We start from the raw sequence: 11,290 nt of genomic DNA on the forward strand, positions 1-11,290 counted from the left end.
GCGCGGGACGGGCGAGAGTCGGCGCCTGGGCGCGCCAGCGGTCGCGAGGGGGGGGCGGGCGCGAGACTGGTTTTGGGCCCGAACGCCCGGCGCTCCGGGGGCCTTCGACGCTCCGGGCGCGCGAGGGTGCGTGCGGGCGCCGGCCGGCTTCGCCATACGTACGAATGTTTCACGTGAAACATTGTGCTAGCGTGAGGGCGCAGCGGGAGTGGCGTAGTGCGATGGTGAGCTGAGGTGGGAGTGGTGGGGAGGCGGGGGTCGACAGGCGATGGGGCGGCGAGAACCCGGCGGGGTGCGAAAGCGGGGCGCAGCAGGGTCACGGGGCGCGTGGCGCCGCGCGGGGGCGTGGTACATGCAGGCGTGGGGCGCGCGAGGGCACGCGCGGGACGGGCGAGAGTCGGCGCCTGGGCGCGCCAGCGGTCGCGAGGGGGGGGCGGGCGCGAGACTGGTTTTGGGGCCCGGACGCCCGGCGCTCCGGGGGCCTTCGGCACTCCGGACGCGTGAGAGTGCGTGTGGGCGCCGGCCAGCGCGGGGTGTCGGCCGGCTTCGCCATGCGTACGAATGTTTCACGTGAAACATCTCCACGACGGTTCTCCGCTTTCTTGACAATACCCCCCAGGGGTATAAAATGGAGCGAAAATACCCTAAGGGGGTATATCCCCAGAAGCGAGAGGGAGGTTCCATGGAAGTCGAGAAGGACGCGGCGCCAGCCGCCATAGCCGAAGGCGGCCCCGGTGCCGCCGCGGCGGATGAGGGATGCGCGTGCCGGCACAAGGCCACGCCGCGCAGCGCAGAGTTGCAGCTTGACGTGCAGAAACGCCTGAACCGCGCCATCGGCCAGCTCAACGGCGTGAAGGCCATGGTGGAGGACAACCGCTACTGCGGCGAGGTGCTCACCCAGCTGGCCGCGGCCGAGTCGGCGGTGCGCCGGGTGTCGGAGATGCTCCTGGCCGAGCATATGCGCACATGCGTGGTGGAGGAGATCCGCGCGGGCAACGATGAGGTGGTCGACGAAGTGATGGCGCTCATGCGGCGCTTCTCGAAGTAGGGGAGACGCCCATGAAGACCCAGCGCTTGGCCGTGGCCGTCATGCACTGCGAGAAGTGCGTGGCGAATGTGACGCGGCACTACGAGGAGCTGCCCGGTGTGTCGGCGGTGGCGGTAGACCTGGCTGCCCAGATAGCCGAGGTGACCTACGATCCGGATCGAGCGACCCGAGACGACCTGCTGCACGCCCTTGACGACACCACCTTCAAGGTGGCCGTCATGCCCGTCGAGGGTCCCCATCCCTTCGCGACGGAGATCGCCGCCGACGCGGCTGAGAAGGAGGTGAAGGCGGCGGAGGCCACGATGACGGAGGCCGCGAACCCGGATACGGCGGCATCGGGCGTGCCTGCGACCCCCGCGGGCGCGTCAGCGCCAGCTGCCGCAGGCTCGCCGGCCGCGCCGGACGCAGGGGAGGACGCCATCGGGTCGGCCGACGAGCCCGCCCAGGCCGCCATCCGCCTGGCCATCGAGGGCATGCACTGCGCGAACTGCGCCGCCTCCATCGAGAGCCACTACCGCAAGACCCCCGGCGTGATCGACGTGGCCGTCAACCTGGCCAACAACACCGGGCGCGTGGTGTTCGACCCGGCCGAGGCCAGCGTGGACGACCTGCTCGCCGTGTTCGACAGCCTCGCCTTCACCGCCGAGCTCATTCCCGAGGACGCGCCGCTCGTGGACGAGAGGCGCCGCGCTCGCGAGGCGGCCCGCGCCAAGCGCGACCGCGGGGTGTTCGCCGTGGCGGCCGCGCTCACCGTGGCCATCGTCGCCATCGGCATGATCCCCGGTTGGCACATGGGGGTGGGCGCCGCACTCGCGGGGGTGTTCGCGCCCGACCCCACGCACGTTCAGGCCATGTTCGCGGCAAACCTTCTGCTGCTGGCGCTGACTATTCCCGTGCAGTTCTGCTGCGGCGCGCGTTTCTACCAGGGCGCCTGGGGCTCGCTTAAAGGCGGCTCGGCGAACATGGACGTGCTCGTGGCCCTGGGCACCTCCATCGCGTTCCTGTTCTCGCTGTGGATTACGTTTCTTCCTGTGGTGCGCGGTGACTGGTCGAGCCATGAGGCACTCGTCATCAATGACGGCATGCCCTATTTCGAGACCTGCGCCATGCTCATCACCTTCGTGCTTTTAGGCAAGATGCTGGAAAGCCGCGCGAAGGGCGCCACGAACCAGGCCATCGAGTCGCTGATGAATCTGACGCCGCCTGTGGCCCGCGTGATGCGCGGCGGCGAGGAGCGCGAGGTGCCGCTGGCCCAGGTGGTGGCGGGGGATACGGTGCTCGTGCGCCCCGGCGAGAAGATGCCGGTAGACGGCGTGGTGACCGAGGGCTCCACCGAGGTGGACGAGTCCATGCTCACCGGCGAGACGCTGCCGGTGGTGAAGGCCGCGGGCGACGCCGTGACCGGCGGTACCCAGAACACCACGGGATCGGTGACGGTGCGCGCCCTGCGCGTGGGCGCCGACTCCACGCTCGCCCGTATCGTGCGCGCGGTGGAAGACGCCCAGGGCACCAAGGCGCCCATCCAGCGCATCGCCGATCGCATCGCCGCGGTGTTCGTGCCGGCCATCCTGCTCATCGCGGCCCTCACGTTCGCCGTGTGGTTCCTGTTCGTGCCGCCTGCCGACGGCCCCACGGGGCTGCTCACCCAGTCGCTCATGCCCGCCATTGCCGTCATCTGCGTGGCGTGCCCCTGCGCGCTCGGCCTGGCCACGCCCACGGCGCTCACGGTAGGCATGGGGAAGGGCGCCCAGCTCGGTGTGCTCATCAAGGACGGCACGGTGCTCGAGACCCTGGGGGGCCTTTCGGCGGCGGTGTTCGACAAGACCGGCACGCTCACGGCGGGCGAGCCGACGGTGGTGGCCTGCGATGTGCCCGCCGACGCCCTGCGCCTGGCCGCGGCGCTGGAGGCGAGAAGCGAGCACCCCCTGGCCCGCGCCGTGGTGGCCTACGCGAACGTGGCCGAGCTGCCGGCTGCGGAGTCCTTCGAGGCCGTGGTCGGCGAGGGCGTGCGCGGCGTGGTGGAGGGCCACGAGGTGTTCATCGGCGTGAGGCCGGCGGAAGGCGGCGAGGGGACCGGGTCGGCGGTGGTCGTCGACGGCGTGCCGAAGGGCCGCATCCAGTTCCGCGATGAGCCGAAGCCCGATGCGGCCTCCACCCTGCGCGAGCTGCGCGAGGGCTACGGCGTGACTTCCTACCTGGTCACCGGCGATGCTGCGCCGACGGCCCGCGCCATCGCCCGCGAGGTGGGCATCGCGCCTGATCACGTGTTCGCCGGCGTGAAGCCCCTGGAGAAGGCCGACTGCGTGCGCGACGTGAAGGGCGCCGCGGAGGTGGGGGAGCTGGGCGCTGCCGGCGGGCGAGTCCCCGCTGACGGCCGCAGGGCCGCAGGCGCGGAGAGGCGAGCGGTGGTGGCCTTCGTGGGCGACGGCATCAACGACGCCCCGGCGCTCGCCGCCGCCGACGTGGGCGTGGCCCTGGCGTCTGGCACCGACGTGGCGCTCGACGCCGGCTCGGTGGTGCTCATGCGCAACCGCCTGAGCGACCTGGTGTGCGCCCTGCGCCTCTCGCGCGCCACCATGCGCAAGATCAAGCAGAACCTGTTCTGGGCGCTCATCTACAACTGCATCATGATCCCGCTGGCCGCCGTGGGCATTCTGGCCCCCGCGCTCGCCGGTGCGGCCATGGCCCTCTCGAGCGTGTCGGTGGTGTGCAACTCGCTGCTGCTCAAGCGGTTCAAGTAGGGGAGGGCGGGCTGCGCGGCGGGCGGCGGGCGATGGGCGGCGGGCGCTCCTGGCGTTGGGGCGGATTGCGTTGGCGGGCGCCTCGTGCCGAGACGCGGCGCGTCGGCAGGGCGCTCCATGGCGACCGTTGCCGCGATGCTGGGCGCGCCGAGCCCGTCCCGTCGGGCCATCCGGAGAAGTTGGCCAAAAACGATGCGCTTTACGCTGGTTCGGGCGCTCGCGGCGCATCCCGGCGCGCGTTTCCCCAGGTCGCGATTGGCCGGAGGGCGCTCGCGGGCGGCCCGGGCGCGTAAAGCGCGGTGGTTTTGGCCAGAATCCGGGAGGAGCCCCGTCGGCCCGTCGGTCGGCGGCCGGTCGGCGGCCGAGGCCCCTCTCCCTCCCCGCGTGCCCGCACCTGCCCCACCCCCTGCGCGCTCCGCCTGCCCTGCGCCCACCCCGCTGCCTCCATCTGCGCTCATTTGTCCCTCCTGCCGCTTCGCGCTTCGTCCGTGCGCCCCGTCATCTCTTTTGCGCGCCGGCCAAGGGTCCCGTCCTGTTCCGCGCATCCGACCTCCTTGGCCCTGCCCCGTATTCACCCCTTCCTCGTTCGGCTCCCTTCGTTCTGTGTCGTTCAGCTCTGGTTTGTGCGCTGCCCTCTCTTGCCCGCCTGCCCACTTTGCCTGCTTGTCGTCTGGCCCTCGCACGCACCGCTCTGCCATTGTTCTCATCCTGTTGGGCTGCAGGGGTTTGTCGGGCCATCCGGAGAAGTTGGCCAAAAACGATGCGCTTTACGCTGGTTCGGGCGCCCGCCGTGCACCCCGGTGCGCGTTTTCCCAGGTCGCGATTGGCCGGAGGGCGCTCGCGGGCGGCCCGGGCGCGTAAAGCGCGGTGGTTTTGGCCAGAATCCGGGAGGAGCCCCGTCGGCCCGTCGGTCGGCGGCCGGTCGGCGGCCGAGGCCCCTCTCCCGCCCCGCGTGCCCGCGCTTGCCCCCCCCCTCGCCTCCCTGCGCGCTCCGCCTGCCCTGCGCCCGCCCCGCTGCCTCCATCTGCGCTCATTTGTCCCTCCTGCCGCTTCGCGTCGCTCCCTTTGCTATTCCGCTCGCCCCCAGCACTCCCAGCACCCCCCGTCTCCGCCCCCTCCCCGCCCTCCGCACCCGCAGGTCCTCCTCGCGCTCGTCGGGCGCCTCGCGAGGCCTCCATGACGGTGCGCTATACTTCGGGCATTCGCAGCGCGGCCGGTGGGGGCCGCCTTGCGATGCGGGCGCCCGCCGCTCCCGCGATCTGCCACGAAGCGCCCTCGGGGCGCGCCACGAGAGAAGGTTCCATGGAAACTGCTGCCATCATCCTCGCTGCCGGCGCGGGAACGCGCATGAAGTCGAAGAAGCCCAAGGTCGCCCATGAGGTGCTCGGCCGGCCGCTCGTCCGCTGGGTGGTGGAGGCCGCCCGCGGCGCCGGCGCCGACCGCCTGGTCACCGTGGTGGGCCACGGCCGCGAGAAGGTGGAGCCCCTGGTGGCCGACACCGAGGTGGTGGTCCAGCGCGAGCAGCGCGGCACGGCCGATGCGGTGCTGGCCTGCAAGGACGCCCTCGCCGGCTTCGACGGCTCGGTGGCGGTGCTCTCCGGCGACTGCCCGCTCATCACTGCCGACACCATCGCCGCGCTCGCCCGCGCCCGCGAGGAGGCCGGCGCGGCCGTGGCGGTGCTCACCATGGAGATGGACGACCCCTTCGGCTACGGACGCATCGTGCGCGATGCGTCGGGCCAGGTGGAGCGCATCGTCGAGCAGAAGGACGCCACGGCCGAGGAGGCCGCCCTCACCGAGTGCAACTCCGGCTTCTACTGCTTCGACGCGCTCGCGCTGTTCGACGCGCTCGCCCAGGTGGGCAGCGACAACGCCCAGGGCGAGTTCTACCTCACCGACGTCATCGCCATCAGCCGTGCGGCCGGACGGCCCGTGGTGGCCGTGCGCGCTGCCGACCCGGAGGAGTGCCTCGGCGTGAACTCCCGCGCCCAGCTGGCCCAGGCCACCAAGGCCATGCAGCGGCGCATCAACGACGCCCACCTGGCTGCCGGCGTCACCATGACCGACCCCGACACCGTGTGGATCGGCCCGGACGTCACCATCGAGCGCGACGTGGAGCTGCTGCCCGGCGTCATGCTCATGGGCGCCACGGCCATCGGCGAGGATTCCGTCGTCGGCCCCAACACGCGCCTCGCCGACACCCGCGTCGGCCGCGGCTGCGTCATCGACGAGACCGTCGCCGTCGAAGCCGTCATCGACGACGGCGCCACCTGCGGGCCGCGTGCCTACCTGCGTCCCGGCGCGCATCTGTGCGAGGGCGCCAAGGCCGGCACCCACGTGGAGATCAAGAAGTCCACGGTGGGGAAGGGGTCGAAGGTGCCGCACCTGTCGTACGTGGGCGACGCCACCATCGGCGAGGGCGTGAACCTCGGTGCCGGCACCATCACCTGCAACTACGATGGCGCCAAGAAGCACGCAACCGTCATCGGCGATGACGTGTTCGTGGGATCGAGCACCATGCTCGTGGCGCCGGTCGCCATCGGCGAGGGGGCCGTCATCGGCGCCGGCTCGGTCATCACCGAGGACGTGTCCGCCGGGGCGCTCGGGCTGGGCCGCGCCCGCCAGGTTGAGAAGCCCGGCTGGGTCGAGGCCCATCACGGGGAGTAACCCCTCCTTCTTTCCCCGATGGCCGCAGGCCCCCGGCCGGTTGAGGCAGTCGCCTCGCCGGCCGGGGGCCTGTCTTTTGCGCGAAGCACCCCCCCCGCACCCCCGCACCCCGCATCCCCCTGCGCTCCTCCCCGCATGCCACGCCTGCTCTGCTCCCGCACCCCCGCGCTCAGCACGCCCCGCACGTCGCGCCCGTCCCCGCGGGCCGTGCCTTTCCCGCGCGGATTGCCCGTTGTGGGGTGCCGTCGGCGGTCGTCGGGGCTACAATAGCCGGACGACGGAAAACCCGCTCGCGGCGGGGCTGGCCTACCTGAAGGAGCGTCTTCATGACCGAAATGCAGAAGAGCCTGGCGTTGTTCTCCGGCTCGGTGAACCCCGAGCTGGCGGAGAAGGTCGCCAACGAGCTGGGCGTGAGCCTGGGCAACGTGAAGCTGGAGAAGTTCTCGAACGGCGAGATCTACGCGCGCTACCTGGAGAGCGTCCGCGGCGCCGACGTGTTCCTCATCCAGTCGGTGGCCGGCGAGCACATCAACGACGCCCTCATGGAGCTGCTCATCATGGCCGACGCCGCCAAGCGCGCCTCGGCCCGCACCATCACCGCGGTCATCACCCACTACGGCTACGCGCGCCAGGACCGCAAGGCGGCGGCCCGCGAGCCCATCACCGCCAAGCTGGTGGCCAACCTCATCACCACCTCGGGCATCACGCGCGTCATGTCCATCGACTTGCACCAGGGCCAGATCCAGGGCTTCTTCGACATGCCGGTGGATCACCTCACGGCCCTGCCCATCCTCGCCGACTACTTCAAGGTGAAGAACCTCGACAAGGACAAGCTTTGCGTCGTGTCGCCCGACGTGGGGCGCGCCAAGGCGGCCAAGAAGCTCTCCGACATGCTCGAGGCCGATCTGGCCATCATGCACAAGGGGCGTCCCGGCCACAACAAGGCCGAGATCACGGCCCTCATCGGCGACGTCAACGGCAAGATCTGCGTCCTCAACGACGACATGATCGACACGGGCGGCTCGGTGGTGGCCGCCGTGGAGACGCTCAAGAACAAGGGCGCCGAGAAGATCTACGTCTGCTGCACCCACCCCGTGTTCTCCGGCCCGGGCCTCGAGCGCATGGCCAACCTGGACGTGGAGGAAGTGGTGGTCTGCGACACCATCCCCGTGCCGGTGGAGTACCAGACGGGCAAGATCAAGGTGATCTCCGTGGCGCCGCTCTTTGCCCGCGCCATCGCCAACGTCTACTCCAACCGCTCGGTCAGCGACCTGTTCGACCCTGACTTCGCGCTGTAGCAGTCGCGCAGGGGCGGACAAGGGAAGAAAAGGCGAGGAATGTACCTGATCGTGGGCCTGGGCAATCCGGGCGATGAGTACGCGCACACCCGGCACAACGCCGGCTTCGACGTGGTGGATGCCATTGCCGATGAGATCGGCGTGCGCTATTGGAAGACGGAGTGCGGCGCGCTGACCGCCAAGGGCGCCTGGCGCGACCACGATGTGGTGCTGGCCAAGCCGCAGAGCTACATGAACACCTCGGGCGGCCCGGTCAAGCAGCTCATGAACGCCTACGGCGTGGACGGCGAGCACCTCATCGTCGTCCACGACGAGCTTGACATCGACCCGGGTACCGTGCGCGCCAAGTTCGGCGGCGGGCACGCGGGTCACAACGGCCTGCGCTCCATCTGCGACAAGACGGGCACGCGCGACTGGTTCCGCCTGCGCGTGGGCATCGGCCGCCCGCCCGGGCGCATGCCCGTGGCCGACTACGTGCTCTCGCTTCCGAAGAAGGAGGCGAAGGAGGACTTCGACTACGCGGTGGATCGCGGCGCCCAGGCGGTGCTCTTCCTGATGGAGAACGGGCTGGAGAAGACGCAGCAGAGGTTCAACTGATGATCCGCCTCTCCGATCGCGGGCACGTGCACGCCCTGTTCGCCATCGTCGTGTTGGCCACGGCGCTCGGCTCGCTCACCCAGACGGTGATGAACTCCATGCTCGAGGGCGTCGACGCCGACTTCGGCGTGACCGCCGCCGTGGGCCAGTGGCTCACCACCGCCTACATGCTCGTGCTCGGCGTGACCGTGCCGGCCGTGACCTGGCTCTCCCAGCGGATGCCGATGCGCGCGCTCGTGCTGACGGCGCTCGGCGTCTTCGTCGTGGGCGCCGCGGTGTCGGGCGCGGCGCCGTGCTTCGAGGTGCTCCTGGGTGGTCGCGTGCTGCAGGCCGTGGCCGCGGGCATCACGCTGCCGGTGCTCCAGTCCATCGCGATGACCCGCTTTCCCGCAGGGCAGAACGCCACGGCCATGGGCATCGCCGGCATCGCCATGGGCTTCGCGCCCAACATCGGGCCGCTCATCGGCGGCGCGCTCGTGGACTCGCTTGGGTGGCGCAGCTTCTACGTCATCCTGCTCGGCATCCTGGCAGCGCTCGTGCTGGCCACGGTGCTGCTTGTGCCGCGCTCCCCGGCGCCGGCGCGCGACGCGCGGCTGGACGCGCCCTCGCTCGTGCTGTCCACGCTGGGCTTCGGCGGCCTTCTGCTCGGGTTCTCCGAGGCGTCGAGCCTGGGTGCGGCCCATCCGGTGGTGTGGGCGAGCGTCGCGGTAGGCGCCGCGTGCCTCGCGCTGTTCGTGCGCCGGCAGCGCCGCGTGGACGACCCCCTCATCGACCTGCGCATCTTCGACTCGCGTCGCTTCCGCGCGAGCTTCGTCGCCCAGAACCTGCTGTTCGCCTCGTTCATGGGCATCACGCTCATCGTGCCGCTGTTCGTCCAGAACCTCCAGGGCGGCACGGCGCTCGAGGCCGGCATCGTGTTCATCCCCGCCACCGTGGCGGCGCTTCTGTTCAACCCGCTGGCCGGGTTCCTCTCCGACCGCGTGGGCGTGCGCCGCGTGACGATGGCGGCCGCCGTGCTGCTGGCCGCGGGGTCGCTGGCCATGGCGTTCATGGACGCCGGCACGCCGCTGTGGCTCATGACGCTCATGCAGACGGTGCGCGGCATCGGCGTGAGCTCGCTCATCGGGCCGTTCGCGTCATGGGGCCTCTCCAAGCTGCCGCGTGAGGTCGTGATGGACGGCAGCGCGTTCTTCGCCACCGCGCGCCAGGCGTGCGCCTCGCTCGGCACCGCGGCCATGGTGTTCCTCGTCACTGCGGCGCCCTCGCTGGGCGTGGCGGCCGCAGTCGGCTACCAGCTGGCCTTCGGCCTGTCCGCCGCGCTGGCCGTGGGCGTGCTGGCGGTCACGGCCCTGAGGGTGCGGTAGCCATGGCGTTTCTGCTGGGCTGCGAGCGCGCGCGGGTGGAGTTCCCCACCAAGACGGTGTTCGAGGGCGTGTCGCTCGGCGTGGACGAGGGCGCGCGCATCGGCGTGGTGGGCCGCAACGGCGACGGCAAGTCGACGCTGCTGCGCCTGCTCGCGGGGATGGTGGAGCCCGACGAGGGGCGCGTCATCCGCACGCGCGGCGTGTCGGTGGGCGTGCTCGGCCAGGCTGACGCCCTCGTCGATGCTGACAGCGTGCAGCGCGCCGTGGTGGGGGATGCGCCGGAGTACGAGTGGGCCGCCGATCCACGGGTGCGCGACATCATCGCCGGGCTGCTCGGCGACATCCCGTGGGACGGGCTGGTGGGCACGCTCTCCGGCGGGCAGCGGCGCCGCGTGGACCTGGCGCGGCTGCTCGTGGGCGACTGGGACGTGCTCATGCTCGACGAGCCCACCAACCACCTGGACATCCGCGCCATCACGTGGCTGGCCGCGCACCTGCGCGAGCGCTGGCGCCCCGGCCAGGGGGCGCTGCTGGTGGTCACTCACGACCGCTGGTTCCTCGACGAGGTGTGCACCGCCATGTGGGAGGTGCACGACCGCGTCATCGACCCGTTCGAGGGCGGGTTCTCGGCCTACATCATGCAGCGCGTCGAGCGCGACCGGCTGGCCGACTTGGCCGAGCAGAAGCGCCGCAACCAGCTGCGCCGCGAGCTGGCGTGGCTCTCGCGCGGGGCGCGCGCCCGGGCCACCAAGCCCAAGTTCCACGTAGCCGCCGCCCAGGCGCTCATCGCGGACGTGCCCGAGCTGCGCAATCCCCTTGAGCTGCGCCGCATGGCCATGGCGCGCCTGGGCAAGCAGGTGGTCGACTTGGAGGGCGCCACGGTGCGCTTCGGCGATGCCGCGCCGGTGCTCGACCACGTGGACTGGATCATCGGGCCGGGTGACCGCTACGGCATCGTCGGCGCTAACGGCGCGGGCAAGACGACGCTTCTGCGGGTGATCCAGGGGGTGCAGGAGCTGACGGCCGGCCGGGTGAAGATCGGCCAGACCGTGCGCTTCGCCGTGCTCTCGCAGCACCTCGACGAGCTGGCGAAGTGGGGCGACGACCGCGTGCGCCAGGTGATCGGCCGCTACTCGCGCCGCACGATGCTTGACGGCAAGGAGGTCACCCCCGCCCAGCTGCTCGAGCGCCTCGGGTTTTCCAAGGCCGACCTCAACGAGCCGGTATGCGACCTGTCCGGCGGCCAGAAGCGGCGGCTGGCGCTCATGCTCATCCTGCTCGACGAGCCCAACGTGCTCATCCTCGACGAGCCCGGCAACGACCTGGACACCGACATGCTGGCCGCGGTGGAGGACCTGCTCGACGGCTGGCCGGGCACGCTGCTGCTGGTCACGCACGACCGCTACCTCATGGAGCGCGTGACTGACCACCAGTTCGCCATCGTGGACGGCAAGGTGCGCCACCTGCCCGGCGGCGTGGACGAGTACCTGCGCCTGGTCGACGCGCGCGAGCGTGCCGTCGCGGCCGGCGGGGGAGCGGCGGACGCGGCGGCGGGCGCCAGCGGGCGCGGAGGCG

7 protein-coding genes are annotated in these 11,290 nt (G+C 71.2%); all 7 read left to right on the forward strand.

The window, feature by feature from the left end; all coding sequences use genetic code 11:
- The first annotated feature begins 682 nt into the window (after positions 1 to 682).
- Complete coding sequence (locus tag D1643_RS08005) at positions 683 to 1,048, forward strand: metal-sensing transcriptional repressor (protein WP_160710122.1); 366 nt, start codon at positions 683 to 685, stop codon at positions 1,046 to 1,048.
- Positions 1,049 to 1,059: 11 nt separating this feature from the next.
- Positions 1,060 to 3,789: a heavy metal translocating P-type ATPase gene (locus D1643_RS08010; RefSeq protein ID WP_160710123.1), complete on the forward strand. Its 2,730-nt coding sequence runs from the start codon at positions 1,060 to 1,062 to the stop codon at positions 3,787 to 3,789.
- Between the two features lie 1,302 nt (positions 3,790 to 5,091).
- Complete coding sequence (gene glmU, locus D1643_RS08015) at positions 5,092 to 6,456, forward strand: bifunctional UDP-N-acetylglucosamine diphosphorylase/glucosamine-1-phosphate N-acetyltransferase GlmU (protein WP_160710124.1); 1,365 nt, start codon at positions 5,092 to 5,094, stop codon at positions 6,454 to 6,456.
- Positions 6,457 to 6,782: 326 nt separating this feature from the next.
- On the forward strand, positions 6,783 to 7,754 hold the full coding sequence (locus D1643_RS08020) for a ribose-phosphate pyrophosphokinase (protein ID WP_160710125.1): 972 nt from the start codon (positions 6,783 to 6,785) through the stop codon (positions 7,752 to 7,754).
- Positions 7,755 to 7,793: 39 nt separating this feature from the next.
- Positions 7,794 to 8,351 (forward strand): aminoacyl-tRNA hydrolase, encoded by a 558-nt coding sequence (gene pth / locus D1643_RS08025; protein ID WP_160710126.1) that lies wholly within the window; start codon positions 7,794 to 7,796, stop codon positions 8,349 to 8,351.
- On the forward strand, positions 8,351 to 9,715 hold the full coding sequence (locus D1643_RS08030) for a DHA2 family efflux MFS transporter permease subunit (protein WP_160710127.1): 1,365 nt from the start codon (positions 8,351 to 8,353) through the stop codon (positions 9,713 to 9,715). The genes pth and D1643_RS08030 overlap by 1 nt, the downstream gene beginning before the upstream one ends.
- A gap of 2 nt (positions 9,716 to 9,717) precedes the next feature.
- The coding region (locus D1643_RS08035; protein ID WP_160710128.1) for an ABC-F family ATP-binding cassette domain-containing protein at positions 9,718 to 11,290 on the forward strand (1,573 nt) is incomplete at its 3' end.

Origin of the sequence: Enterorhabdus sp. P55 (assembly GCF_009911695.1) — a bacterium.
In the GTDB taxonomy this organism is placed as follows: domain Bacteria; phylum Actinomycetota; class Coriobacteriia; order Coriobacteriales; family Eggerthellaceae; genus Enterorhabdus.

Bases quoted from the DNA above. Each gene is read 5' to 3' on its own strand.
- D1643_RS08005 (WP_160710122.1), top strand. From the start codon at position 683: ATGGAAGTCGAGAAGGACGCGGCGCCAGCCGCCATAGCCGAAGGCGGC.
- D1643_RS08010 (WP_160710123.1), top strand. From the start codon at position 1,060: ATGAAGACCCAGCGCTTGGCCGTGGCCGTCATGCACTGCGAGAAGTGC.
- glmU (WP_160710124.1), top strand. From the start codon at position 5,092: ATGGAAACTGCTGCCATCATCCTCGCTGCCGGCGCGGGAACGCGCATG.
- D1643_RS08020 (WP_160710125.1), top strand. From the start codon at position 6,783: ATGACCGAAATGCAGAAGAGCCTGGCGTTGTTCTCCGGCTCGGTGAAC.
- pth (WP_160710126.1), top strand. From the start codon at position 7,794: ATGTACCTGATCGTGGGCCTGGGCAATCCGGGCGATGAGTACGCGCAC.
- D1643_RS08030 (WP_160710127.1), top strand. From the start codon at position 8,351: ATGATCCGCCTCTCCGATCGCGGGCACGTGCACGCCCTGTTCGCCATC.